This window comes from Kitasatospora sp. NPDC085879 (genome assembly GCF_040686255.1).
In the GTDB taxonomy this organism is placed as follows: domain Bacteria; phylum Actinomycetota; class Actinomycetes; order Streptomycetales; family Streptomycetaceae; genus Kitasatospora.
Window position 1 is genome coordinate 1 of record NZ_JBFBJZ010000055.1, and the last position, 22,919, is coordinate 22,919.

At 75.3% G+C, this 22,919-nt stretch carries 24 protein-coding genes and 1 tRNA gene; 14 read left to right on the plus strand and 11 right to left on the minus strand.

Annotated elements, in window-relative coordinates; translation table 11 throughout:
• The first annotated feature begins 445 nt into the window (after positions 1-445).
• Positions 446-2,485, plus strand: coding sequence for a SpoIIE family protein phosphatase (locus tag AB0P35_RS31200; RefSeq protein WP_363517626.1), 2,040 nt, complete (start codon positions 446-448; stop codon positions 2,483-2,485).
• A gap of 32 nt (positions 2,486-2,517) precedes the next feature.
• Here the strand turns inward: AB0P35_RS31200 and AB0P35_RS31205 are convergent, their stop codons facing one another.
• Together AB0P35_RS31205 and pstS are read right to left on the minus strand one after the other, a co-directional pair.
• Positions 2,518-3,357, minus strand: a complete 840-nt coding sequence (locus AB0P35_RS31205) for a patatin-like phospholipase family protein (RefSeq protein ID WP_363517493.1) — start codon at positions 3,355-3,357, stop codon at positions 2,518-2,520.
• Positions 3,358-3,510: 153 nt separating this feature from the next.
• Entirely contained in the window at positions 3,511-4,635 is a 1,125-nt protein-coding gene (gene pstS / locus AB0P35_RS31210) for a phosphate ABC transporter substrate-binding protein PstS (RefSeq protein WP_363517496.1), read from the minus strand.
• Between the two features lie 296 nt (positions 4,636-4,931).
• On the opposite strand from pstS, the gene AB0P35_RS31215 reads away from it, so the two are divergent.
• The 4 genes from AB0P35_RS31215 (at position 4,932) to AB0P35_RS31230 (ending at position 9,075) form a co-directional block, all read left to right on the plus strand.
• Positions 4,932-6,569, plus strand: a complete 1,638-nt coding sequence (locus AB0P35_RS31215) for a phosphonate degradation HD-domain oxygenase (RefSeq protein WP_363517499.1) — start codon at positions 4,932-4,934, stop codon at positions 6,567-6,569.
• A 498-nt stretch (positions 6,570-7,067) separates the two neighbouring features.
• Positions 7,068-7,229: a hypothetical protein gene (locus AB0P35_RS31220; RefSeq protein WP_179419817.1), complete on the plus strand. Its 162-nt coding sequence runs from the start codon at positions 7,068-7,070 to the stop codon at positions 7,227-7,229.
• The gene (locus AB0P35_RS31225) at positions 7,226-7,528 is read left to right on the plus strand and encodes a hypothetical protein (RefSeq protein ID WP_363517502.1); all 303 of its coding nucleotides are present in this window, start codon (positions 7,226-7,228) and stop codon (positions 7,526-7,528) included. The genes AB0P35_RS31220 and AB0P35_RS31225 overlap by 4 nt, the downstream gene beginning before the upstream one ends.
• A gap of 143 nt (positions 7,529-7,671) precedes the next feature.
• Entirely contained in the window at positions 7,672-9,075 is a 1,404-nt protein-coding gene (locus tag AB0P35_RS31230) for an amidase (RefSeq protein ID WP_363517505.1), read from the plus strand.
• An 82-nt stretch (positions 9,076-9,157) separates the two neighbouring features.
• Here the strand turns inward: AB0P35_RS31230 and AB0P35_RS31235 are convergent, their stop codons facing one another.
• Positions 9,158-10,126, minus strand: a complete 969-nt coding sequence (locus tag AB0P35_RS31235) for an aldo/keto reductase (RefSeq protein ID WP_363517629.1) — start codon at positions 10,124-10,126, stop codon at positions 9,158-9,160.
• 244 nt (positions 10,127-10,370) lie between these two features.
• Between AB0P35_RS31235 and AB0P35_RS31240 the strand changes: the two genes are divergently transcribed.
• Positions 10,371-11,561 (plus strand): UDP-N-acetylglucosamine--N-acetylmuramyl-(pentapeptide) pyrophosphoryl-undecaprenol N-acetylglucosamine transferase, encoded by a 1,191-nt coding sequence (locus AB0P35_RS31240; protein WP_363517508.1) that lies wholly within the window; start codon positions 10,371-10,373, stop codon positions 11,559-11,561.
• Between the two features lie 99 nt (positions 11,562-11,660).
• Here the strand turns inward: AB0P35_RS31240 and AB0P35_RS31245 are convergent, their stop codons facing one another.
• Positions 11,661-12,002: a carboxymuconolactone decarboxylase gene (locus AB0P35_RS31245; protein ID WP_363517511.1), complete on the minus strand. Its 342-nt coding sequence runs from the start codon at positions 12,000-12,002 to the stop codon at positions 11,661-11,663.
• 291 nt (positions 12,003-12,293) lie between these two features.
• Between AB0P35_RS31245 and AB0P35_RS31250 the strand changes: the two genes are divergently transcribed.
• Complete coding sequence (locus AB0P35_RS31250) at positions 12,294-12,761, plus strand: nuclear transport factor 2 family protein (protein WP_363517514.1); 468 nt, start codon at positions 12,294-12,296, stop codon at positions 12,759-12,761.
• Positions 12,762-12,780: 19 nt separating this feature from the next.
• Here AB0P35_RS31250 and AB0P35_RS31255 read toward each other — a convergent pair whose 3' ends face one another.
• Positions 12,781-13,353, minus strand: coding sequence for a TetR/AcrR family transcriptional regulator (locus AB0P35_RS31255; RefSeq protein ID WP_363517517.1), 573 nt, complete (start codon positions 13,351-13,353; stop codon positions 12,781-12,783).
• A gap of 163 nt (positions 13,354-13,516) precedes the next feature.
• On the opposite strand from AB0P35_RS31255, the gene AB0P35_RS31260 reads away from it, so the two are divergent.
• Together AB0P35_RS31260 and AB0P35_RS31265 are read left to right on the plus strand one after the other, a co-directional pair.
• Entirely contained in the window at positions 13,517-14,290 is a 774-nt protein-coding gene (locus AB0P35_RS31260; RefSeq protein WP_363517520.1) for a (2Fe-2S)-binding protein, read from the plus strand.
• The gene (locus tag AB0P35_RS31265; protein WP_363517523.1) at positions 14,287-14,949 is read left to right on the plus strand and encodes a hypothetical protein; all 663 of its coding nucleotides are present in this window, start codon (positions 14,287-14,289) and stop codon (positions 14,947-14,949) included. The genes AB0P35_RS31260 and AB0P35_RS31265 overlap by 4 nt, the downstream gene beginning before the upstream one ends.
• Before the next feature lie 9 nt (positions 14,950-14,958).
• On the opposite strand, the gene AB0P35_RS31270 is transcribed toward AB0P35_RS31265, so the two are convergent.
• Complete coding sequence (locus AB0P35_RS31270; RefSeq protein WP_363517632.1) at positions 14,959-15,699, minus strand: helical backbone metal receptor; 741 nt, start codon at positions 15,697-15,699, stop codon at positions 14,959-14,961.
• A 123-nt stretch (positions 15,700-15,822) separates the two neighbouring features.
• Complete coding sequence (locus AB0P35_RS31275; protein ID WP_363517526.1) at positions 15,823-16,443, minus strand: TetR/AcrR family transcriptional regulator; 621 nt, start codon at positions 16,441-16,443, stop codon at positions 15,823-15,825.
• A 92-nt stretch (positions 16,444-16,535) separates the two neighbouring features.
• Between AB0P35_RS31275 and AB0P35_RS31280 the strand changes: the two genes are divergently transcribed.
• The 3 genes from AB0P35_RS31280 to AB0P35_RS31290 all read left to right on the plus strand — a co-directional run bounded on the left by AB0P35_RS31280 (position 16,536) and on the right by AB0P35_RS31290 (position 18,398).
• A complete protein-coding gene (locus AB0P35_RS31280) occupies positions 16,536-17,480 on the plus strand; it encodes a beta-ketoacyl-ACP synthase III (RefSeq protein WP_363517528.1) in 945 nt (314 codons plus the stop codon).
• A gap of 82 nt (positions 17,481-17,562) precedes the next feature.
• A tRNA-Met gene (locus tag AB0P35_RS31285) sits at positions 17,563-17,639 on the plus strand.
• An 81-nt stretch (positions 17,640-17,720) separates the two neighbouring features.
• On the plus strand, positions 17,721-18,398 hold the full coding sequence (locus AB0P35_RS31290) for a formylglycine-generating enzyme family protein (RefSeq protein ID WP_363517531.1): 678 nt from the start codon (positions 17,721-17,723) through the stop codon (positions 18,396-18,398).
• Positions 18,399-18,403: 5 nt separating this feature from the next.
• Here AB0P35_RS31290 and AB0P35_RS31295 read toward each other — a convergent pair whose 3' ends face one another.
• Positions 18,404-18,982, minus strand: coding sequence for a MarR family transcriptional regulator (locus AB0P35_RS31295; RefSeq protein WP_363517534.1), 579 nt, complete (start codon positions 18,980-18,982; stop codon positions 18,404-18,406).
• Between the two features lie 112 nt (positions 18,983-19,094).
• Here AB0P35_RS31295 and AB0P35_RS31300 point away from each other — a divergent pair, with 112 nt between their 5' ends.
• The gene (locus AB0P35_RS31300; protein WP_363517537.1) at positions 19,095-19,988 is read left to right on the plus strand and encodes a DUF1028 domain-containing protein; all 894 of its coding nucleotides are present in this window, start codon (positions 19,095-19,097) and stop codon (positions 19,986-19,988) included.
• 24 nt (positions 19,989-20,012) lie between these two features.
• Here AB0P35_RS31300 and AB0P35_RS31305 read toward each other — a convergent pair whose 3' ends face one another.
• On the minus strand, positions 20,013-20,738 hold the full coding sequence (locus AB0P35_RS31305; RefSeq protein ID WP_363517540.1) for a DUF2625 family protein: 726 nt from the start codon (positions 20,736-20,738) through the stop codon (positions 20,013-20,015).
• 59 nt (positions 20,739-20,797) lie between these two features.
• Positions 20,798-21,289: a MarR family transcriptional regulator gene (locus AB0P35_RS31310; RefSeq protein WP_363517543.1), complete on the minus strand. Its 492-nt coding sequence runs from the start codon at positions 21,287-21,289 to the stop codon at positions 20,798-20,800.
• A gap of 143 nt (positions 21,290-21,432) precedes the next feature.
• On the opposite strand from AB0P35_RS31310, the gene AB0P35_RS31315 reads away from it, so the two are divergent.
• Positions 21,433-21,807, plus strand: a complete 375-nt coding sequence (locus AB0P35_RS31315) for a DoxX family protein (RefSeq protein WP_363517546.1) — start codon at positions 21,433-21,435, stop codon at positions 21,805-21,807.
• A 19-nt stretch (positions 21,808-21,826) separates the two neighbouring features.
• Here the strand turns inward: AB0P35_RS31315 and AB0P35_RS31320 are convergent, their stop codons facing one another.
• Positions 21,827-22,873: a LacI family DNA-binding transcriptional regulator gene (locus tag AB0P35_RS31320; RefSeq protein ID WP_363517549.1), complete on the minus strand. Its 1,047-nt coding sequence runs from the start codon at positions 22,871-22,873 to the stop codon at positions 21,827-21,829.
• Positions 22,874-22,919 lie beyond the last annotated feature (46 nt).

Below are 22,919 nucleotides of genomic sequence, written 5' to 3' on the forward strand. Positions count from 1 at the left end.
AGACGGGGTCGCGGGAGGGCAAGCGCACGGGGCCGCCCCCACCCGCCCCGCGGGCGGGGTGGGGGGGCCCATCCGCGGTGTGCCGGGGCGGGGGGGGGCCCCCCGCCCGGGGCGGGGCGTCCCGTCGGGGTTTGGGGCGCGGCGCCGTCCCCCCGCCGCGGGGCACTGCCGCGCGCCCGGCCGCGGGGGCGCAGGCGGGCCGCGCCCGCAGGCCGCCCGGGCGCCGGCCCGGCCGTGGCCCCGGGGGAAGGAGCCGGCGGTGTCCGCTGAGGCGCCGCACGGCCCACGACCACCGGGCGGCGCCCTCGGCGAGGCGCTCGCTGCCGCCGTCCGCCAGGCCGACGCCCTCGGCGAGGCGCTCGCCGCCGCCGTCCGCCAGGCCGACGCCAGTATCGGCGGCATCTTCCTCTGCGAACCGGACGAGCCGGTGCTGCGCCTGGTGGTGATGCACGGCGTGCCGCCGGACTTCGTCGCGCCATGGCTGCGGCTGCCGCTGAGCAGCCCCACCCCGGTCGCCGCCGCCGTGCGCGAGCAGCGGCTCGTCTGGGTCGGCAACCAGGAGGACATGGTCCGCCGCTATCCCCGGGTGGCCGCCGCCCTGCCGTACCGGTTCTCCCTCGCCGCCGCCCCCATCGCCGGGGAACACCGCGGGTGGGGCGCCCTCCAACTGCTGTGGCCCGCCGACCACCCCCCGCACGCCAGTCGCCGCGACTGCGAGAACGCCGCCGCCGGCGCCCGGCGGGTGGCCCGGGTGCTGGACGCCGCCGGCGGACCGCCCGACTTCCCGGAGCGGCCGTGGATCGTCCCCGACGAGCTCGTCCGGCCGCACCCCGAGCAGGACGGCAGGGCCGCCGTCGCGTACGCCGAGCGCCTCCCCGAGGGCGCCCTCGCCCTGGACCTCCACGGCCGGATCACCTTCCTCAGCAGCACCGCGGCCCGCCTGCTCGGCCGCCCCGCCGACCGGCTGCTCGGCGCAGTGCCGTGGAGCGCGCTGCCCTGGCTCGACGACCCCGCCCACGAGGAGCGCTACCGCACCGCCGTGATCAGCCGCGAGCCGACCGCCTTCACCGCGCTGCGCCCGCCCGACCACTGGCTGGACTTCCAGCTGTTCCCGGACGCCGGCGGCATCAGCGTCCGGATCAGCCCGAGCGGCCGCAGCGCCGCTGCCGCGCCGGCCACCGCCGTCCCCGGGTCCGCGCAGACCGCGCCGACCGCGCCGTCGGCCGGACGGCTGCAGCAACTGATGCACCTCGCCGCCGCGTTGACCGAGGCCGTCGGGGTGAGCGACGTCGTCGACATGGTCGCCGACCAGATCCTGCCGGTCTTCGGCGCGGACGCCCTCGTCCTCTCCGCCGCCGATGCCGGCAGGCTGAAGATCATCGGCCACCGGGGGTACTCCGCCGAGGTCCTCGAACGGCTGGACGGCCTGCCCCTGGACACCGATCTGACCCCCGCCGGACGGGCCCTCGCCGACGGCACCCCGTCCTTCTTCGCCAGGCCGGAGGAGATCGCCCGGAGCTACCCCGAGGCACCGCGCATCAGCGGCAAGAAGGCCTGGGCGGTGCTCCCGCTGATCGTCTCGGCCCGCCCCGTGGGCGTCTGCGTGCTCTCGTACACCCGGCCCCACGCCTTCACCGCGGACGAACGCGCCGTCCTGACCTCCCTCGCCGGGCTGATCGCCCAGGCCCTGGACCGGGCCCGCCTCTTCGACGCCAAGAACGACCTCGCGCACGGCCTGCAGTCCGCGCTGCTGCCCCGCACCCTTCCCCGGATCGACGGCCTGGACTTCGCCGCCCGCTACCTGCCGGCCGGCCGCGGGCAGGACATCGGCGGCGACTTCTACGACCTGATCCGCCTCGACGACCGCACCGCCGCCGCCGTCATCGGCGACGTCCAGGGCCACAACGTGGCCGCCGCCGCGCTCATGGGCCAGGTCCGCACCGCCGTGCACGCACACGCCGCAGCGGGCGCCGCCCCCGACCAGGTGCTCGCCCGCACCAACCGGCTGCTGGTCGACCTCGAACCCGACCTCCTGGTCTCCTGCCTCTACGCCCACCTCGACCTCACCCGCCGCCAGGTCACCCTCGCCTCCGCCGGCCACCCGCCGCCGCTGCTGCGCCGCCCCGGCGGCCGCGCCCACGTCCTCGATCTGGAACCCGGACCGCTGCTGGGCATCGAGGTGGCGGCCGGGTACCCGCTCACCACCCTGCCGCTGCCGGAGGGCACCCTGCTCGTCCTGTACACCGACGGCCTGGTGGAGGTCCCGGGCACCGACGCGGACAGCGTCACCGCCGCCCTCACCGACCACCTCAGCCGGCACACCGCCGACCATCTCGCCGACCTCCGCGCCGACCAGGCGTCCGACCGGGCGGGCGGCGTCCTCGACCGGCTCATCGACGAACTGGTGCAGGTGGGTTGGCCCGCCGGACAGCACACCGACGACATCGCCCTCCTGCTGCTGCAGGCCACCCGCCGCGCGGGCTGACCGCGGCCGCGGGGCCACCCGCGGACACGGCGTCAGCCGCCGAGCAGGGCGGCCACGGCCTCGGCGCAGGCGGTGCCCTGCCGACGTCCGGCCTCGGCGGCGGCCGTGCGCCGCGAGGCGTCGAGCAGGTTGCGGCCGATCGCGCGACGGGCGGCGCGGTCCGGGGTGAGGACGAGCACCTCGGCGCCGTCGGCGGCGAGGTCCGCGCCCTGCGCCGCGGCGCCCGGGTGCGGCCCGACGGCCCGGGGCACGGGGGAGAGGGCGAGCACGCGCCGGTGCCCCCGCGCCAGGTGGACATTGGTGGTCGAGCGGCTGCCGCCGTCCATCCAGCGCCGCCCCGCCACCGACACCGGCGGCCACACCACCGGGACGGCGCAACTCGCGGCCACCGCCAGCGGCAGTGGCACCCCGTCGTCCGCGGTGAACACCTCCAGGGCGCCCGTGCGCACGTCGACGGCGGTCAGCCGAAGGTCGCGGCCGGGCCAGTCGCGGACGCCGTCGAGGAGGGTGTCGATCGCCGCGAAGACCTCCGCCTCGGGCACCGTGCGGGCGGCGAGCGCCGCCCGGGCCAGCCGCTTCACCGAGCGCTCGGGGTCCCGGGCGGCGAGGGCGGCCCACAGGAAGCACGCGGTCTGAGCCGCAGTCACCGCGACCCGCACCGCCGGGGTGCCGGCGAGCTCGCCCGCGAACAGCTCCCGCGGCGCGACGCCTGCGGTGAGCCGGGCGCCCAGTACGGCGCCCGCCGAGGTGCCGATCACCGTGTCCGTCCCGGCCGGGTCGACCCCGGCCTCGGCCAGCCCGGCGAGCACGCCGATCTCCCACGCGCCGCCCAGCGTCCCGCCGCCGCCGAGCACCAGTGCCGTGTCCGTCATCGCCCCGCCCCTCCGAGCCGTAAACGGGGAGTGCTCCCCGTTTGATGGTCCGACAGTAGCACCAGATCCGAGGAGCACTCCCCGGAGGGCACGCCGTCCGGGGCGCACGCGAGAGCCCGCCCCCGGCGGGGGCGGGCTCGGTGGGGGAGCGGGTCAGGACAGGGTCGGGATGACCGCCTGGACCTTGGAGGCCACCTCCTGCGGCAGCGGGACGTAGCCCTTGGTGCCGATCGACTGCTGCGCGGGATCGCTGATGGTGTACGTCAGGAAGGACTTGAGGGCGTCGAGCGTGCCCGCCTTGTTGCCCTTGTCGCAGACGATCTCGTAGGTGACCAGGACGATCGGGTAGGCGCCGGGCTCCTGGGTGGCGTAGTCGAGGTTGAGGGCGAGGTCGCTGCCGGTGCCGGCCACGGTGGCCTTGGCGAAGGTGGTGGCGGCGTTGGCGGCGGTGGCCGCCACCGGCTGCGGCGCGCCGGTGCTGATCGCCGCGCTCTTCAGGCTGTTGGTCTGGGCGAAGGACAGCTCGACGTAGCCGATCGAGTTCTCGACCTGCTTGACCTGGGCGGACACGCCGGCCGAACCGTTGGCGGACTGGCCGCCCTTGCCCGCCCAGGTCTTGCTCGGCGGGTACGGCCAGGCGCCGTTGCCCGCGGCGGCGAGGTAGGCGGTGAGGTTCGCGGTGGTGCCCGAGTCGTCGCCGCGGTGGAAGCTCTGCACGGGTGCGTCGGGCAGCTTCGCGTCCGGGTTGAGTGCGGCGATCGCCGGGTCGTTCCACGTGGTGATCTGACCGTTGAAGATCTCGGCGATGGTCGGCGCGTCGAGGACGAGGTCGTCGACCCCGTCGACGTTGTAGACGATCGAGATCAGGCCGGCGACCATCGGCAGGTCGATGCCCTGTCCTCCGGTGCAGACCTGCTTGGAGGCCTGGACTTCCTCCGGCTTCAGCGGTGCGTCCGAGCCGGCGAAGGTCACCTTGCCCTGGTTGAACTGCTGCACGCCCGCGCCCGAACCGCCGCCGCCGTAGGTGACGGTGATGTCGGGGCAGGCGGTGCCGAACGCGACCTTCCAGATGTCGATGGCGTTCGACTGGGCCGTGGAGCCCGCGCCGAGCAGCTGCCCGGAGCCGTTGCAGGCGATCGAGGCGCCGCTCGCCGCACTGGACGGCGCGGCTCCGGTGGGTGCCGGATCGGAGCCGCAGCCGGCCGTGGTGGCGAGGGCGGCCGCGAACGCGGTGGCGCCGGCCAGCAGGCGGGCGGTGGACATGGTCCGACGGGTCATGGGGATCTCCAGGGCGGCTGACGGACGCGGACGGCGGTCGGGCCCATCGTCGGCCGCTGTGCGCCGCCACCGCACGGCCGACATGCCGCCCGTTCGCCCGAACGAGTGAGACTGCCGCGACCGAGAACCTGCCCGTGGCCTGCCGTTTCCCCGTTCGTAACCTGGCCGCCCAGGGCCGGTCACCGGCCTTCGGCAGGGTCACTCGGAGAGAGCGAGTTGACTGTACAACTTGGCCTGCAATCTGCCTGAGTCCGCCTGAGTCGGCCTGAGAAGGCCTCCCTTCCGAAGGACCCCGCATGTCCGAACCCCGTGCCCTGTCCGGCTACTGGCTGCGCGACAACTGCCCGTGCGCGGACTGCCGCGACCCCGGCAACGGCCAGAAGCTCTTCCAGATCACCGACCTGCCCGCCGACCTCGCCGTCCAGGAGACCACCGAGCGGGACGGCCACCTGGAGGTGCGCTGGACCGACGGCCACCGCTCCCGCTACCCGCTCACCTGGCTCGCCGGTGCGACCGCCGACCGCGACCACCCCCGCGACCGTCCCGGCGACCACCGCACCGAGGCCGGCAAGCGGCTCTGGCGCGCCGCCGACTTCGCCGCCGGCATCCCCGAAGCCCACTGGGACGCCCACCTCGCCGACCCCGCCGAACGCGCCGCCGTGCTGCGCGCCGTCCGCCACCTCGGCTTCGCCGTGCTGCGCGGCGTCCCCACCGAGGACCGCCAGGTGCTCGCCGTCGCCCGCACCTTCGGCCACGTCCGGGTCACCAACTACGGCGAACTCTTCGACGTCCGTGTCGAACCCGACCCCAACAACCTCGCCTTCACCAGCGCCGCCATCACCCCGCACACCGACAACCCCTACCGCGACCCGGTGCCCACCCTGCAACTGCTGCACTGCCTGGAGAACGCCGCCGAGGGCGGCGACTCCGGACTGGTCGACGGCTTCGCCGCCGCCGACCTGCTGCGCACCGAGGCACCCGAGGACTTCGCGCTCCTCACCCGGACCCCGGTCCCGTTCGCCTTCCGCGACCGCAGCACCGAACTGCGCGCCGAACGGCCGCTGATCGAGACCGACGCCCTCGGCCGGATCCGCGAGATCCGGTTCAACAACCGCTCGATCGGCACCCTGCGCCTGCCCGCCGCCGACCTCGACGCCTTCTACGCCGCCTACCGCCGCTTCGCGGCGATCACCCTCCGCCCGGAACTGCAGCTGGCCTTCCGCCTCGACCCCGGGGATTGCCTGATCTTCGACAACACCCGGCTGCTGCACGCCCGCACCGCCTTCGACGGCGACGGCCGCCGCCACCTCCAGGGCTGCTACGCCGACCTCGACTCGCTCGCCTCCACCCTCGCCGTCCTCGACCGCCACACAGAGGCCCTCGACACCCTCCAGGACCTGTTCGAGGGCGAAGGCGCCCGCGAGTACCTCGGCGAGGCCGTGACCCAGGCCGAGCACATGCTGCAGGCCGCCGCCCTCGCCGAGCGGGACGGCGCCCCCGCCCACCTGGTCGCGGCCGCCCTGCTGCACGACGTCGGCCACTTCCACGGCGCGGTCACCGGCGCCCAGCTGATGGCAGGCACCGACAACCGGCACAGCCACACCGGCGCCGACCTGCTCGCCCGGTGGTTCGGACCGGAGGTCACCGAGCCGGTCCGGCTGCACGTCGCCGCCAAGCGCTACCTCTGCACCGTGGAGCCGGAGTACCGGGCCGCCCTCTCACCGGCCTCCGAACACACCCTGCAGGTGCAGGGCGGGCCGATGGGCGCCGAGGAGGCGGCCGCCTTCGCCGCCCTCCCCGGCGCGGCCGACGCCGTCACCGTCCGACGCTGGGACGACCGGGCGAAGACCGCCGACACCCGGACCCCCGGCTTCGACCACTTCCGACCCCTTCTCGCCCGCCTCCTCGCCACCGCCCCCGGCGAGCCCGTCTAGGACCCACCGCCGGGACCGAGAGGACTGCGCGCTGCGCCGTCCCGTGGGCGGCTCCCCGGGGACGGTGCCGCCCCGCCGTTTCAGGGGCCCGGCGAGGCGCCGACGGCCCTTCAGGGCGGGCGGCGAAATGCTTCGGGTGCAGCCCTTCCCAGCGAGCCGGCGGGCGTGGGACAGTGTCCGCTCCTGGGGAGGCGGGCTGTCACCTGGTGGAACAGGTGCCGCACGCTTCGCTGTGTCGGGCCGCTCGCGCACACGGGCGGCACCGCGGGTGCCCGGCGGCTGGGATGCGGCCGGGCACTCGTCCCGCACCCGCGGCGCCACTCCCCGGCGCGACGGCGCGGCGGCCCGGCGGCGCGACCCGGCCCGCCCGACCCGCCCGACACACCTGACTCCTCGACGCTCCAGCCGACGCCAATTCGCCGCGCAGCGAGCCGGACTGACGATGCGCCACCGATCATGACTGCGGCGCGCTACCGTCTGATCACAGGAGGTGGTGTTGTGGCGGAACCCCAGGTGTGCCCCGGATGCGCCGGGCAGCGCGGCACCGAGAAGGTGCAGCACACGGTGGAGACGGACGGCGGCGACAACCAGGTGCACCGCGAGCACCGGTACTGGTCGCCCTGCGGACGGTGCAGCGGCGCGGGGGTGGTGTACGGATGAGGTCGGTGTTCGTCTGCCGGGAGTGCTCGCTCAGCTACCTGCCGCCCGAGTCGCTCGCGTACAGCGACGGCCCGGCCAGCCCGGTCTGGTGCTCGATCTGCCAGCGGCGCGCCGCCGCGCTGGGGGTCGCCGAGCCGGCCGCGGCCCGGGCGGTCGCCCTGCTCGCCGCCCGCGCCGCCGAACGCGAGGCCCGGCCGCCGGCCGCCGCGCGCCGGGGCCCGGACGTCCGGCCCTCCCGGCCGGCCCTCACCCGCCGCTCCGGCTCCGGTCCGGGCAGCACCCGGACCAGGCTCGGCTGACGCCCGTTCGGCCCCGCCCCGGCTGCTCCGTGCGGCCGACCCTCCGGCGACCCGCCGAAAGGGGGCGTGTACTGCACCGGTACACGCCCCTAGAATGCGGCCCGCGAAACGGAATTACCGGTCGGTAGGAGTGGGGGGTCTGCATGACGGACGAACGGGTCCACGCATTCGGTGACGATGTGCTCGGCGACCACGACGCGGTGGCGCTCGCCGCGCTGGTACGGGCCGGCGAGGCGAGCCCCGAAGAGCTCGCCGCGGCGGCCTCGGCGCGCGCCCGGCGGATCGACTCCGCCCTCGAGCCCGTCGCCTTCGCGGCCTACACCGCGCCGCGCCGGACCGCCGAGGACCGCGAGGCGCCGCTCTTCGGCGTGCCCACCTACCTCAAGGACAACGTGGACCTCCGCGGCATGCCCACCGGTCAGGGCAGCGCCGCCTTCCACGCCCGGCCCGCGCGCCGCACGGCCGGCTTCGCCGACCAGTTCCTCGCCACCGGCGTGGCGGTGCTCGGCAAGTCGCGGCTCCCCGAGTTCGGCCTCAACGCCTCCACCGAGTACGCCGCCGCCGAACCCGTGCGCAACCCGTGGAAGCCCTCGCACTCACCGGGCGCCTCCTCCGGCGGCTCGGCCGCCCTCGTCGCGGCCGGCGTCGTCCCGATCGCCCACGCCAACGACGGCGGCGGCTCGATCCGCATCCCCGCGGCCTGCTGCGGACTCGTCGGCCTCAAGCCGACCCGCGGCCGCCTGGTGCCCAACGACCAGGGCCGCCGGCTGCCGATCGACCTGGTCACCGACGGCGTGCTCACCCGCACCGTCCGGGACACCGCCGCCTTCTTCGCCGCCGCCGAACGCCACCACCGCAACCCGGTGCTGCCCCCGCTCGGCCTGGTCGAGGGGCCGGGCGACCGCCCGCTGCGGATCGGCCTCGTCCTCGACTCGCCGCTCGCCCCCACCGACGAGGCCACCCGACGCGCCGTCGAGGAGACCGCGGCCCGCCTGGAGGCCCTCGGGCACCGCGTCGAACCGGCCGAACTGCCCTTCGGCGAAGAGTTCTCCCGCGACTTCACCCTCTACTGGGGCTACATCGCCTTCCTCATCGCCGCCACCGGCCGGCTGATGCTGGACCGCAGCTTCCGCACCGCCCGGCTCGACGGCCTCACCTCCGGCCTGCGCCGCAGCTTCCACCGGGAGTTCACCCGCATCCCCGGCGCCCTGCGCCGGCTGCGCCGGGCCGAGCACACCTACGCCGGGATGTTCCGCCACCACGACGCGGTGCTCTCCCCGGTGCTCGCGCACACCGCCCCGCCGATCGGCCACCTCAGCCCCAACGTGCCGTTCGAGCAGCTGATGGACCGTCTGACGCGGTACGTGGCCTTCACGCCGGTCAACAACGTGACCGGCGCGCCCGGGATCGCCCTGCCCACCGGCAGCACCGAGGACGGCCTGCCGATCGGCGTCCACCTCTCCGCCGCCCACGGGCAGGAACGCGTCCTGCTGGAGCTGGCGTTCGCCCTGGAGGCGGACCGGCCCTGGCGGCGGATCCAGGACTGACCGCCGGACGGAACCGCCGGACCGGACCGCCGGACCGCGAAGCCCCCTGCCCGACAGGGGACTTCGCAGACCCGGCGGGGGTTCAGGCGGAGTAGAAGTTGCGCTGCCAGCGATGCTTCGCCAGCACGGCCAGCCGGTCGGCCGAGAGCGCCCGGCCGTCGCTCACCGCCGTGTTCCGCTCCACGTTCCGCACGCTGCGCATGCCCGGGATGACGGTGGAGACGGCGGGCGCGCTCAGTACGAAGCGCAGCGCGGTCTCCGCCATCTCCTCGGCGTCGATGCCCAGGTCGGCGGTGATAGCGGCCACCCGCCGCTCGACCTGCGCCGGCCGGTCGCCGCGGAAGTACCGCGTGCGGAAGTCGCCCTCGGGGAAGGTCGATCCGGCGGTGATCCGCCCCGTCAGGCCGCCCTCGTCCAGCGCCACCCGGACGATCACCCCCACGCCGTGCTCCTCGCACGCGGGGAACAGTTCGTCGGCGGGGGACTGGTCGAAGACGTTGTAGATCACCTGCACGGTGTCCACCACACCGCTCCGGACGAGCTCCAGCGCGTTCGCCGGCTCGTGGTCGTTGACCGACACCCCGAACAGCCGGACGAGGCCACGCCGTTTGAGATCGGCGACGGTCTCCAGCCAGTCGCCGCGGCCGACCCACTCGTCGCTCCACACGTGGAACTGCAGCACGTCGAAGGCGTCCAGGCCGCTCGCCCGCAGGCTGGTCTCCAGGCTGTTGCGGATGTGCGCGCCGGGGAAGGCCTCCGCCGGGTCCAGCCCGCCGGGCGCCGGCCAGATCCCGTTCCTCGGCGGCACCTTGGTCGCCACGTACACCTGCTCGCCGGCCCGTTCGCGGACCACCCGGCCGACGATCCGCTCGCTCTCGCCGTACCCGCGGGCGGTGTCGACGAGGTTCACCCCCAGGTCGATCGCGCGGTGCAGCGCGCGCACCGACTCGTCCTCGGTGGCCCCCACCCAGTTCGATGCCCCGATGCCCCAGGCGCCGTAGCCGATCTCCGACACCGACAGTCCACTGCGTCCCAACGCGCGGTAGCGCACGCCGACCTCCACGTCCCGGTCCACTCGGCGGCGGGCCGCTCCCGTCCGCGACACCGACCCTAGGCTCGTGGGCCCGGGGCCGACAGCGGATTCCGGTCCGTGGAACCATGGGCGCCGCCGGCGGCGTCCCCGTACCCGGGGTCCCGGCCGGGACCTGCGGTGATTGGGCTGATATCGTCCTGATTATCCAACTGCCCTCCGGCACGGTCGAGTCCGGGCCGAACGCCGTCACCCGGGAGCGCCAGTGAACCGCGCCGACCATGCCCAGCACGCCGCAGCGCGGCCGTTCCGACTGCTCGTCACCGGAGGCGGCACCGGCGGGCACACCTACCCGGCGCTGACCGCCGTGCGGACGCTGCGGGCCCGACTCGGCGCCGCCGGGCAGGGGCTGGAGGTGCTCTGGGTCGGCACCGCCGAGGGCCTGGAGGCCCGGGTGGCCGCGAGCGAGGCGATCCCGTTCGCCACGGTGGCCACCGGCAAGATCCGCCGCTCCGCCAATCCGCTGAAGCTCGCCTCGCCCGCCAACATCCGCGACATGTTCCGTGTTCTGCGCGGCATCGTGCAGGCCCGCAAGGTGGTCGCCGACTTCGCGCCCGACGTGGTGCTCGCCACCGGCGGCTACGTGGCCGTCCCGGTCGGCCGGGCGGCCGGCCGCTGCGGAGCCCCGCTGGTCGTCCACGAGCAGACCGTCCGCCTCGGCCTCGCCAACCGGATGCTCGCCCGGATCGCCGCCCGCTTCGCGGTCTCCTCGGAGTCCACCGTGCCGCTGCTGCCCGAAGGCGCCCGCGCCCGGGCCGTGGTGACGGGCAACCCGGTCCGCCCGGAGGTGTTCCACGGCACCCCCGCCAAGGCCGTCGAGGCGCTCGGCCTGTACGGCTTCGACCCGCAGCTGCCCACCGTGTACGTCACCGGCGGCGCCCAGGGCTCGCTGCAGATCAACGGCCTGGTCGAGGAGGTGCTGCCCTGGCTGCTGTCCGGCGCCAACGTCGTCCACCAGTGCGGTGCCGCGCACGCCGACGGCCTGAAGGCGCGGGCCGCCGCGCTGCCCGCCCACCTCGCCTCGCGCTACCTCGTCACCGCCTTCGTCGGGCCCGAACTGCCCGACGTGCTGGCCCTGGCCGACGTGGTCGTCTCCCGCAGCGGCGCCGGCACGATCGCCGAACTGACCGCCCTCGGCAAGGCCTCCGTGCTCGTCCCGCTCGCCTCCTCCGCCGGCAACGAGCAGGCCCACAACGCCGGCCACCTGCAGAACACCGGCGCCGCCGTCGCCCTGCTCGGCGAGGTCACCGCGGACGCGCTGCGCCAGGCCGTCGCCCCGCTGCTCGCCGACCCGGCGCGCCGTGCCGACATGGCCCACCGGGCCCGCTCGCAGGGCCGCCCCGACGCGGCCGACCGTCTGGTGGACGTCCTGCTGGAGGCCGCCGCGGCCAAGTAGGCCGCTCTGTCCGGGCCGTATGCACCCGGCGCGAACGACCGCCGACCGGCGCCCCCTGTGCGGGGGAGCGCCGGTCGGCGTCGTTCCGGGGCGTGCGGGCTACTGGCCGTTGCCCTGGACCTGGGCCTGGATCTCGGCGTCGGCGACGGCGATGGCGATGCCGAGGGCCTCGGTGATGTGTCCGGCCGCGGACATCACCCGGGCCGTCCCCACGATCGGGGCGATCGCCACCAGGACGTCCTGGAGCTGGCTCGCGGTCACATGGGCCTCGACGGCCGGACCGATGTGGGCGAGGTAGGAGATCGTCGGCGCGTCCATGGCGGCGAGCGCGGCGATCCGGGTCAGGATGAGCATGTCCTCGCTCATCCCGCACCGCTCGATCGAGTCGAACGTCATCGCGGCGAGGGTGTCGAGGACGGGAGTGTCGGACGTCGTAGGCATGGTCGACTGCCTTCCGAAGAGTGGGGAGCGGAACGGCCCGCAGGGCGCGGCGCACCCGTCCGGCCGCTTGCAGTCCGACCCTAGGCCAGCCGGGCGGATCGCGCCGTCCGGGTATCCGGCATCGGGGTGGTCCCCACCGGCGGGCGCGCACGGTCCGGGCCCCGCACCTGCACATCCATCGGGGTGCGATCCATGCCGCGTTTGCGGGAGAGCGATCGTTCTCCTAGGGTGGGGAGCATCAGGAGAACGGCCGTTCTCCCCTTGGAAGAGCCCGTGTGCCGGAGGATTCCCATGAGCAAGCGTCCGCCCCTGCCGCCGTTCACCGAGCAGAGCGCCGTCGAGAAGGTCCGCCTCGCCGAGGACGGCTGGAACACCCGCGACCCGGAGCGGGTCGCGCTCGCCTACACCGTCGACTCGCGCTGGCGGAACCGCGCCGAGTTCGCCACCGGCCGCGAGCAGATCGTCGCCTTCCTGACCCGCAAGTGGGCCCGCGAACACGAGTACCGCCTCGTCAAGGAGCTGTGGGCGTACGGCGAGCGGCGCATCGCGGTGCGGTTCGCCTACGAGTGGCACGACGACTCGGGCCAGTGGTACCGCTCGTACGGCAACGAGAACTGGGAGTTCGACGACGACGGGCTGATGCGGGAGCGCCACGCCAGCATCAACGACCTGCCGATCGCCGAGACCGACCGCCGGTACCACTGGCCGCTCGGCCGCCGGCCCGACGGCCACCCGGGGCTGAGCGAGCTGGGCCTCTGAGCCGGCGGGCCCGGGGCAGTCAGGCGGCGGTCGCCAGCAGGGCGGCCGCCGCCTCGCGGGCCCGCAGGGCCACCTCGGGCGAGCCCGTGATCGCCGCGGTCGTGATGGCGCCCTCGGCGATCAGGAACAGCGGGTCGAGCAGCCCGTCCGGCCGCCCGGCCTGCCGCAGCAGCCCGGCGAGGTAGTCGCGCAGCGCCGCCTTGTGCGCCCGGACGACCTCCGCCGCAGCCGGGTCGCTCGCGCCGATCTCGCCGAACGCGTTGATGAAGGCGCAGCCGCGGAAGTCAGGCTCGGCGAACCAGGCGTGCAGCCAGTCGAAGACCGCCAGGATCCGCTCGTCACCCGCCGGACGGGCGTGGGCGAAATCCGCCAGCGAAGCCAGCCAACGGGTGTCCCGCCGCCGCAGATAGGCCAGCACCAGATCGGCCTTGGACGGGAAGACCTGGTACAGCCGCTTGAGGGAGACACCCGATGCGGCGCGGATCTGGTCCACACCGACCGCCTGGATGCCGCGCTCGTAGAACAGCTGCTCGGCCGCGTCCAGCAGCCGTGTCCGGGCCTCGGCCTGATCCATGGTTTCCCCCAGCACCATCGGAGAACGTTCGCTCTCCACCGAGCTTACGCGCCGTCCGCGCCGGTGTGCGAGCACCGCCGGCGGGCCGGGCAGGACCGGGGGCGATCTCGGACCTGGCATGCTCGTGGGCGCCCGGACGTCCGTCCGGGGCAGGTGTCGAGGCCGGGAGGGGTCTGACGCGATGGGAGTGCCCGAACGCGGCCCGGCCGTGACCGGTTCGTGGGAGCAGGCCGCGGTGTGGGCGTCGGTCAGCCGGGTCGGGCCGTACTTCGCCGTCCGCACCGGCCCGGCGGGTGCGGAACCGCCGGCCGGATTCCGGCCGATGAGGGAGTTCTACGGCGAGGGCCCGGCCAGCCCCCTCGGCGTACGGATCGGGCAGGCTGCGCGGCAGCTGGGCACGCGGGAGCCGCGGGTCGCCGCCTCGGTGGTGCACCTCGGTCTCGCCGCCAGGCTCTGGTCCGTCGCCCTCGGTGCGGCGGCGCTCGGCGGGATCGTCCCGGACCTCCACCCGGACCGCGTCCACTGGTCGATGCCCGCGCAGGGGCCGCTCGACCTGTGGCTGCCGTACGACACCGCTCCGGCCGGCGGGTCCCTCGTCGAGGGCCTCCGGCAGGCGGTCGCGGTCGACAACCTGGCCCCGCTGGCCGCGGCCGTCCGCTCGGTCGCGCCCGTCGCGGAACGCCTGCTGGACGGCAACGCGGCCTCCGCCCTGGTCGGCGCCGGGCGGGTGCTGGCCGCGGACCCGACCGCCCGGCACACCGGCGCCGCCGACCGGGCCGAGGCGCTCGTCCGCGCCCTGCTCGACACCCCGCCGCTGCACGGCACCGGCCGCATCACCGCCGCCGACCGCCCGCTCGCCCTCCGGCGCAGCTCGTGCTGCCTCTACTACCGCGTGCCGGGCGGCGGCGTGTGCGGCGACTGCGTCTTCGACCGCCCGCCCGGACGGCGCCCGTGAACGCCCCCACCCCGCCCGGGGACGACTGCGTGGTCGCCGGCCACCTGGTCGTCGTCCCCGAACCGCTGGAGCGGGACGCGAGCCTGCCGCCGGTACCCGTGCTGCTGACCGTCAGCGACTGCCTGGCGGACCGCCTGCCCCACGAGGGGGCCTGGTTCGGCTCCCGGGCGGAGGCGCTGGCGGCCTGCGCCGAACTGCCCTGCCCGGCGGAGACCCGCGTACTGGCCCTCCTCGTTCCGGCCTCCGCCGCACCCCGGCTGGCGGCCGAGGTGCGCGCGGCCCAGGTGGAGGACGACCAGGTCCTGGCCGACAACCTGACGGCGCCGCAACCGCTCGCCGCGGGCGCGGCCCCGGCCGGCTGGGAGGTGCTCGGTTACGACCTCGGGCTGCTGCACAGCTGGCTGTGCAACGACCTCTACCGCGACGCCGTAACGGAGTTGGCGGTGGCAGCCGGCGAGCGAGGCCTGCTGCGCGAGCGAGCCGAGGCCGAGGCGGTGGCCGCATGGGCGAACGCCCGGACCGACACCAAGCCGGTCACCTGGTTCGCGGCCGCCGTCGTCGAGTGGAGCGATCGCGTCGGTCGGCCCACCACCGAACCGCCGCCGCCGGCCGACCGCGACCGCCGCCGCCCGTGGTGGCGCCGCGCCACGGGAAGGTGATGGCCCGGCTCAGGCCGGGGCGGCCGCGAGCTGGGTGGCGAGGAGGGTGGGGGCCTCGGTCAGGGAGGGGCCGTACCAGGTGAGGTGACGGCCGCTCAGCAGCGCGGCGGGGATGCCGGGGAAGGCCTCGGGGCCGTCGGTGGCGGTGAAGCGGTAGGGCTCGTCCGGCAGGACGACCAGGTCGGGTGCGGCGGCACGCAGTTCGTCGATCGGTACGGCCGGGTAGCGGTCGGCGTGGTCGGCGTAGAGCTGCTGGACGCCGAGGCGGCGCAGCAGGTCGCCGGCGAAGGTGTCGCGGCCGAGCACCATCCACGGCCGCCGCCAGATCGGCACCACGGCCCGCCGCGGCGGGCCGGCCGGCACGGGGACTGCCCGCCAGGCGCGCTGCGCCTCGTCCAGCCAGGTCGGCCGGGGCAGGCCGCAGGCCGCGGTGAGCAGACGGTCGAGCGAGGTGAAGGCCTGGTCGAGGGTGCGGATCCCGGTGACCCAGACGGGGATTCCGGCGGCCCGCAGGGCGGCCAGGTCGGGGGCGCGGTTCTCCTCCTCGTTGGCGACCACCAGGTCCGGCCGCAGGGCGGCGATCCGGGCGGTGTCGGGGTTCTTGGTGCCGCCGATCCGCACGACGTCCAGGCCGGCGGGGTGGGTGCACCAGTCGGTGGCGCCGACCAGCAGCCCGGGGCGGGTGACGGCGATCGCCTCGGTGAGCGAGGGCACCAGCGAGACGACCCGGCCGACCGCGCCGATCCGCATCGGCGTGCCCAGGTCGTCGCTGACGGTGCGTTCGGCGGAGGAGGGGCCCATGGGGCCACGGTAGCGGGGCGCGCCGCCGGCCCGGCACGCCGTCCCGGCGGTTGAAGCGCGCGACGAGCAGGGTCAGCGCACGGCGGGAGCCGGGCCGAGCAGGCGGTCCAGGCCGCGGCGGGTGCGGTCGGCGGCGCCGGGGGCGCCGAACAGCTGGAGTTCCTGGTTCAGGGCCAGGTAGAGGCCGCCCAGCTCGTGGACGAGCTGATCCGGGTCGGTGTCGGCCGGCAGGTCGCCCGCCGCCACGGCGGTACGGACCTCGCCGGCCAGCCGCCGGCGCCAGACCCGCAGCAGCCGGCCCACCGCGTCGCGCACCGGGCCGGTGCGGGCGTCGAACTCCACCGCGGCGGTGGTGAACAGGCAGCCGCCGGGGAAGGCGTCGCGCTCCGTTTCCAGGTAGGTGATCCAGGCCGCGCAGACCGCCCTCAGCCGCGGCAGGCCGGGCGGCTCGTGCTCCGCGGGGGCCCACACCGTCCGGGAGAAGATCGCCGCCGCGCCGTCCAGGGCGGCGAGCTGCAGCGCCTCCTTGGTGCCGAAATGGCCGAGCACACCGGCCTTGCTCATGCCCAGGTCGGTGGCGAGCCGGCCGATGGTCAGCCCGTCCAGTCCGTCGACCGAGGCGAGGGCGATCCCGTGCTCCAGGATGCGCTCCCGGGTTCTTCGGGCCTCGGCTACGGACTTGCGTGGACTCATGCCGTCATCGTAGCGAGCCGCCACCCGTTTAGCGTCCGACCGATCGGTTGCTATATTCCCGGGCAACCGTCGCCGAGCCGAGGAGAGACCGCATGCAGGGAAGTCGCATCACCGCACTTGGCCACTACCAGCCCGCCCGCGTCCTGACCAACGACGACCTCGCCGCGATGGTCGACACCAACGACGAGTGGATCCGCCGCCGCACCGGCATCGCCACCCGCCGGATCGCCGCCCCCGAGGAGACCGTCGCCGACATGGCCGCCGCCGCGGCTGAGAAGGCCCTCGCCGCGGCCGGCCTGGAGCCCTCCGACATCGGCCTGATCACCGTCGCCACCTGCAGCGCGATCGACCGCTGCCCCTCCACCGCCGCCCAGGTCGCAGCCCGGCTCGCCATCCCCGCCGCCGTCGCCTTCGACCTCAACAACGGCTGCGCCGGCTTCTGCACCGCACTCGCCTGCGCCGACCACAGCCTGCGGGCCGGCGCCGCACGGCACGCCCTGGTCATCGGCGCCGAGAAGATGTCCGACGTCACCGACTGGACCGACCGCAGCACCTGCGTCCTGCTCGGTGACGGCGCGGGCGCGGCCGTGCTCAGCGCCGCCGACACCGCCGGGATCGGCCCCGTCGCCTGGGGCTCCGACCCGACCCGCGGCGGCGCCGTCCGGCTCGTCGACGACTGGCAGCCGCGGTTCGCCCAGGAGGGCCAGGCGGTGTTCCGCTGGGTCACCGGCGAACTGCCCGCCATCGCCCGGCAGGCCTGCGCCAACGCCGGCATCGCCCCGTCCGAGCTCGCCGGTGTCGTCACCCACCAGGCCAACCTGCGGATCATCGAGGCCCTCGTCCGCCAGCTCGACCTCCCGGCGCACACCCTGATCGCCCAGGACGTCGTGGAGTCCGGCAACACCTCCGCGGCCTCCGTGCCGCTCGCCCTCTCCAAGCTCACGGAGCGCGGTGAACTGGCCCCGGGCGCCCGCGTCCTGCTCCTCGCCTTCGGCGGCGGCCTCTCCTGGGCCGGCCAGGTCGTCACCTGCCCGTGAGCCGCCCCGCGCACCCGGCCCGCGCATCCCGCGGAAAATGAGTTTCCGTCAGCTCCGGCCCGTCGGTACGGTGAACACACATCGCCGGATGGAGCAGCTAGGCAGCTCACTGGGCTCATAACCCAGAGGTCGTCGGTTCGAATCCGACTCCGGCCACCAGGTCCGAGGGCCCGGCAGAGACCCTGCCGGGCCCTCGGCGCATCGTCCTGACGGGGCGTCGGCCGCTACCATGGCGTGATCATGGATCTCAGTGCGCACCACACGATGATCACCGTCCCGGCGGGCGAGGTCACCCTCACCGACCGGCGGACGCAGCGGAGTTGGCCGGTGGCGCTGGCGGCGTACGAGCTCGCCGACGTGCCGGTCACCCGGGGGCTGTACGCCGAGGTCACCGGTCAGCGGCCCGGGTCGGCCGGCGGCGACCGGCTGCCCGTCGAGGGCGTCTCCTGGTGGGACGCCGTCCGGTTCTGCAACGCGCTCTCGCTCCGGGCCGGGCTGCGGGCCGCCTACCTGCCGCACGGCGACGGCGATGGCGTGGACCTGGACGCCACCGCCGACGGCTACCGGCTGCCCACCGAGGCCGAGTGGGAGTACGCGTGCCGCGCCGGCACCGACGGGCCCCGCTACGGGCCGCTGGACGACATCGCCTGGTACCGCGGCAATTCCGGGGAGAGCCCGCACGAGGTCGGCGGCAAGCGTCCCAACGCCTGGGGTTTCCACGACATGCTCGGCAACGTCTGGGACTGGTGCTGGGACGTCTACGACGCCGAGGTCTACGGCGGCTACCGGGTGCTCCGCGGCGGCGGATGGTTCGACGAGCACTGGAGCTGCCGCGCCTCCGCCCGGCGCCGCAGCCACCCCACCTTCACCGTGGACGACGTCGGATTCCGCCTGGCCCGCTCCCTGCCGGCCCGATGAGCGGTTCAGGTGGCCGGCGGCGCCGGATCGGTCCCGGCCAGGTGCTCCTCCAGGCGGCGCTGGTTGTCGACCAGGCGCAGGCACAGGTGGCGGAAGAGGGTGAGATCGTCCGGCGTGAAGCCGCGGAAGACGGCCGCCATCGCGCGCTGCGTCGGTGCGCGGAAGGCCTCCAGCCAGGCCCGGCCCTCCGGCGTCACGACCACCCGGACGGAGCGGCGGTCCGCGCCGTCCCGGACCCGCCGCACCAGCGTGTCGCCCTCCAGCGTGTCGACCAGGCCCGTGACATTGCGCGAACTGACCCCGCCGGCCCGGGCGAGCTCCCCGATGGTCAGGCCCTCCTCGTCCGCGGCGGCCAGACGGACCAGGACGTCGAGCGCCCCCGTGCTCAGCCCGCGGCCGCCGGCACCGAGCGCCCGCAGCCGGTCCACCGCCTGGGTGGCCGAGCGCAGCGCGGCGGCCGCCTCCAGCGCCAGGGTGTCGCCGTCCACCGCGAAGGCCGCCATGGCGGCCCGGACACCCTCGTCGTAGATCCGGCCGTCGGCGTCGGACGACAGCCCCCGAGAATTATGTACGTGCTTCATCATGAAGCGCTACTCTAATTGCCGCGGCGGGCGCGCGGAAGGCCCGCTGGTGGGTTCACCCCGGGAGGCGGAGGATCTGAAGCCGAGGGGCGCAACCCGGGGGCGGGAGGCCGACATGACGTACTCGATCGTGGCGCGCGACCCGGAGTCCGGCGCACTGGGCGTGGCCGTGCAGTCGGCGGTGCTCGCGGTGGGCACCCAGGTGCCGTGGGCCCGGCCCGGCATCGGGGCGGTCGCCACCCAGGGCTTCGCCGAGACCTCCTACGGTCCGCGCTGTCTGGACGGCCTCGCCGCCGGGATGTCCGCCCCGGACACCCTCGCCGACGCGCTGCTCACCGACCCGGCCGCCGAGATGCGGCAGGTCGCCGTCGCCGCCGCCGACGGCACCCTCGCCGCCCGCACCGGCACCCTCTGCGTCGACCAGGCCGGTCACCTGGTGGGCGACAGCTTCGCCGTGCAGGCCAACATGGCGGCCGCCGACCGGGTCTGGCCCGCCATGGCGGAGGCGTACACCGCCACCCGCGGCTCCTTCCCGCACCGCCTGCTCACCGCGCTGCGCGCCGCCGAGACCGCCGGCGGTGACGCCCGCGGCCGCATGTCCGCCGCGCTGCTGGTGGTCGCCGGTACCCGCGGCGAACCCTGGCAGGGGCGCCTGGTGGACCTGCGGACCGACCGCTCCGCCGACCCGCTCGGCGACCTCGGCCGGCTGCTCGTCGCCGCCGACGCCTACCGCGCGTTCGACGAGGCCGTGACGGCGCTGTACGCGGGCGACCCGGACACCGCCCTCCAGGCCGTCGACACCGGCCTCACCGGCCTGCCCGGCGAACAGAGCCTGCGCTTCCTGCGGGCCGGCGCCCTGATGGCCGGCGGCGAGGCCGCGGCCGCCGCCGACGAACTCCACGCCCTGCTCCGCGACCACCCCGGCTGGGAGACCGTCCTGCGCGGCTTCGCCGCCAAGGGCCTGATCCCGCTGCCGCCCGGTGTCACGCTCGACGACCTGCTGGAGTGAGCCCGGCCGACTGCGCGGGCCGACTCACACGTCGCCGAGGAACCCCGGATCGGCCGGGCCCGTCTGCCGGGCGAAATCGGCGGCCACGCCTAGGACTTCGCGCATCGGCACGGCCTTCCGGCTGGTCGCGGCCAGGTCGGCACGGGCCTGCTCGGACCAGAGGAACGGGTAGACGGCGATCCCCTGCGAGGGGGCCAGTGCCGTGCTCTCCTCGCGCCAGCCCGGCCACCGCAGCCCCTCGTAGAGCGCCTCCGGGCCGTCCGACAGCAGCCAGGCGACCCACGCGGAGTGACCGATCTCCAGCGCCTCCCACTCCAGCGTGTCGGGAGCGAACCAGGTCATCTGCCCCGGCATGCCAGGCCGTCCCGCACCGGCCGGGTCGTGGCCGTTCAGCGCGAACACCCCGCCCAGGACGTCGTGCCCGACGACCAGGCCGGTCGCGGGGTGCCACGCGGGATCGAAGGCGGCGGGAAACCGGTTGACCTGCCCCAGGCTCGGCAGGCCGCCGGCCGCCCTTGAGCCGCCGCCGTACACCCGCACCCAGCCGTCGTCCAGGACCAGTCCGCCGCAGTTCAGCGCCAGCGCGCCGAGCGTCGACCGCGCGGTGACCTGCATCTGCACCAGGCATCGGCGACCCTCCTCGGGGTCGACGGGCAGCACCTGTACGGGCACGCCGCTCGCCGCGCACCCCGCCTCGATGCCCGGCCAGGCCGGGTCGTCCACCTGGACCAGCTGATCGATCTCTCGCATCCGAGCATGATCGCAGCCGGCCGCGGCGACGTGCGGGCGGGGCGGGAACTGCCGCGGCGTCAGGCCGGGCCGGGCCCGGGGCAGCTGCCGGTCGGGTCGATGGCGGTGGTGACGCGGCGTCCGATCTCGCGGAGCTGGCGCTGCTGGACCTGGGTGAGGGGGTCGAAGACCAGGCGGCGGACCTCGGCGACGTGGCCGGGGGCGGTGGCGACCACCTTCTCCCAGCCGGCCGGGGTGAGGACGGCCAGCGTGTAGCGGCCGTCCTCGGGGTCGGGGGTGCGCCGGACCCAACCGCGCTGCTCCAGGCGCTTGACCACGTGGGAGAGGCGGGAGAGCGAACCGTCGGCGAGCACGGCGAGTTCGCTCATCCGCAGGGTGTGTTCGGGCGACATGGAGAGGCCGGCCATCACCTGGTACTCGAAGTGGCTGATGCCCGCGTCCCGTTGGAGCTGGGCGTCCAGAGCGGCAGGCAGCCGGATCAGCATGCTGCCCAGGGCGAGCCAGGACTCCTTCTCCTCCTCGCTCAGCCAGTGCGGCTCGTCTGCGTCCATGGTCACCACCCTAGCGTGGCCGGGCAGGCGCCCCGGGGCCGCTTCCCACCTCCGGTTCTGCACCGCCACTCACTTGACTCTTCAAGTCATTACTTCCTATCTTTCGGTTGAAGGTTCAAGTCAATTCCGGGAGGAAGCCCCAGATGAACACTGTCCTGTGGATCATTGCGATCCTGCTCGCCGCCGCCTTCGCCGCCGCCGGCGCGATGAAGACGACCCAGCCGCGGGAGAAGCTCGTCGCCGCGGGCATGGCCTGGGCGGGGGACTGGCCGGCGGGTGCGGTCAAGGCGATAGGCGCCGCCGAGGTGCTCGGCGGCATCGGCCTGGTGCTGCCGGCCGCCCTCGGCGTCGCCCCCGTCCTGACCGCCTGGGCGGCCCTCGGCCTGGCGCTGACCATGGTGGGTGCGGCCGCCGTCCACGCGCGCCGCAAGGAGTACCCGGGCATCGCCGTCAACCTGGTGCTGCTGGTGCTGGCGGCCGCAGTGGCCTGGGGACGCTTCGGCCCCCAGGCTTTCTGATCAGGCCTTGAGGACGGCCCTACGCCGAGCCGCGGACCACCAGCTCGGTCGGCAGGATCACCGTCGGCGCGGTCTCGCCGGCGATCTGGGCGAGCAGCAGGCGGACCATCTCGCTGCTGATCCGGTCCCAGGGCTGGCGGACGGTGGTGAGCGGCGGGCGGGTGGTCAGCGCGGCGGGGGAGTCGTCGAAGCCGCCCACCGCGACGTCCTCGGGGACGGTGCGCCCGGCCCGGTCCAGGGCGGTCAGCGCGCCGTCGGCCATCAGGTCCGAGGCGACGAACAGCGCGTCCAGGTCGGGCGCGGCGTCGAGCAGCGCCGCGGTGGCCGCCTCGCCCCCGGCCCGGGTGTAGTCGCCGTACGCCACCAGGCGCTCGTCGTGGCGGAGGCCGTACTCGTCGAGGACCTCCCGGTAGCCGAGCAGCCGCTCGACGCCGCCGGGGGTGTCCTGCGGTCCGGCGACGGTGGCGATCCGGGTACGGCCCGACTCGGCGAGGTGGCGGACCATGTCCTTGGCGCCCTCGCGGTCGTCCGCGGCGACGTAGCTGACCCGGCCGCGCTGGCCGAGCGGCTTGCCGCAGCAGACCATCGGGATCCCGGCCTCCCGCAGGTGTTCGATCATCGGGTTGCCGCGGTGCGAGGAGACCAGCAGCACGCCGTCGACGTGCCCGGCCGCCAGGTAGCGGGTCACCCGGCGGCGCTCCGCCTCGTCGCCGGCGGTCATCAGCAGCAGCGGGATGTCGTGCGCCGCCAGCGCCTGGGTGCAGCCGCGCAGCAGGGTGGTGAAGTTCGGGTCCTCGAAGAACCGCTCCTGCGGCTCGGTGAGCAGGAAGGCCACGGATCCGGAACGCTGCGTCACCAGGCTGCGGGCGGCGCGGTTGACCACGTACCCGAGCTTGTCGATCGCCGCCTCGACGGCCTCCCGGGAGGCCGGGCTGACGTTGTGGCCGCCCTGCAGCACCCGGGAGACGGTGCCCCGGGAGACACCGGCGACCGCGGCGACGTCGTGGATGGTCGGCGGCCGGCGGGGCTTGCCGGCCGACCGGCCATGGGGCTCTGGTTCCGTCATGGGGCTGGGCGCTTCCTTGCGGGGCCGGGCGCCGGCGGCCTCGGGC

Excerpts from the sequence above, each read along its gene's own strand:
- AB0P35_RS31200 (WP_363517626.1), top strand. The coding sequence starts at position 446 with ATGCACGGCGTGCCGCCGGACTTCGTCGCGCCATGGCTGCGGCTGCCG.
- AB0P35_RS31205 (WP_363517493.1), bottom strand. The coding sequence starts at position 3,357 with ATGACGGACACGGCACTGGTGCTCGGCGGCGGCGGGACGCTGGGCGGC.
- pstS (WP_363517496.1), bottom strand. The coding sequence starts at position 4,635 with ATGACCCGTCGGACCATGTCCACCGCCCGCCTGCTGGCCGGCGCCACC.
- AB0P35_RS31215 (WP_363517499.1), top strand. The coding sequence starts at position 4,932 with ATGTCCGAACCCCGTGCCCTGTCCGGCTACTGGCTGCGCGACAACTGC.
- AB0P35_RS31225 (WP_363517502.1), top strand. The coding sequence starts at position 7,226 with ATGAGGTCGGTGTTCGTCTGCCGGGAGTGCTCGCTCAGCTACCTGCCG.
- AB0P35_RS31230 (WP_363517505.1), top strand. The coding sequence starts at position 7,672 with ATGACGGACGAACGGGTCCACGCATTCGGTGACGATGTGCTCGGCGAC.
- AB0P35_RS31245 (WP_363517511.1), bottom strand. The coding sequence starts at position 12,002 with ATGCCTACGACGTCCGACACTCCCGTCCTCGACACCCTCGCCGCGATG.
- AB0P35_RS31250 (WP_363517514.1), top strand. The coding sequence starts at position 12,294 with ATGAGCAAGCGTCCGCCCCTGCCGCCGTTCACCGAGCAGAGCGCCGTC.
- AB0P35_RS31255 (WP_363517517.1), bottom strand. The coding sequence starts at position 13,353 with ATGGTGCTGGGGGAAACCATGGATCAGGCCGAGGCCCGGACACGGCTG.
- AB0P35_RS31260 (WP_363517520.1), top strand. The coding sequence starts at position 13,517 with ATGGGAGTGCCCGAACGCGGCCCGGCCGTGACCGGTTCGTGGGAGCAG.
- AB0P35_RS31270 (WP_363517632.1), bottom strand. The coding sequence starts at position 15,699 with ATGCGGATCGGCGCGGTCGGCCGGGTCGTCTCGCTGGTGCCCTCGCTC.
- AB0P35_RS31275 (WP_363517526.1), bottom strand. The coding sequence starts at position 16,443 with ATGAGTCCACGCAAGTCCGTAGCCGAGGCCCGAAGAACCCGGGAGCGC.
- AB0P35_RS31280 (WP_363517528.1), top strand. The coding sequence starts at position 16,536 with ATGCAGGGAAGTCGCATCACCGCACTTGGCCACTACCAGCCCGCCCGC.
- AB0P35_RS31290 (WP_363517531.1), top strand. The coding sequence starts at position 17,721 with ATGGATCTCAGTGCGCACCACACGATGATCACCGTCCCGGCGGGCGAG.
- AB0P35_RS31295 (WP_363517534.1), bottom strand. The coding sequence starts at position 18,982 with ATGATGAAGCACGTACATAATTCTCGGGGGCTGTCGTCCGACGCCGAC.
- AB0P35_RS31300 (WP_363517537.1), top strand. The coding sequence starts at position 19,095 with ATGACGTACTCGATCGTGGCGCGCGACCCGGAGTCCGGCGCACTGGGC.
- AB0P35_RS31305 (WP_363517540.1), bottom strand. The coding sequence starts at position 20,738 with ATGCGAGAGATCGATCAGCTGGTCCAGGTGGACGACCCGGCCTGGCCG.
- AB0P35_RS31310 (WP_363517543.1), bottom strand. The coding sequence starts at position 21,289 with ATGGACGCAGACGAGCCGCACTGGCTGAGCGAGGAGGAGAAGGAGTCC.
- AB0P35_RS31315 (WP_363517546.1), top strand. The coding sequence starts at position 21,433 with ATGAACACTGTCCTGTGGATCATTGCGATCCTGCTCGCCGCCGCCTTC.
- AB0P35_RS31320 (WP_363517549.1), bottom strand. The coding sequence starts at position 22,873 with ATGACGGAACCAGAGCCCCATGGCCGGTCGGCCGGCAAGCCCCGCCGG.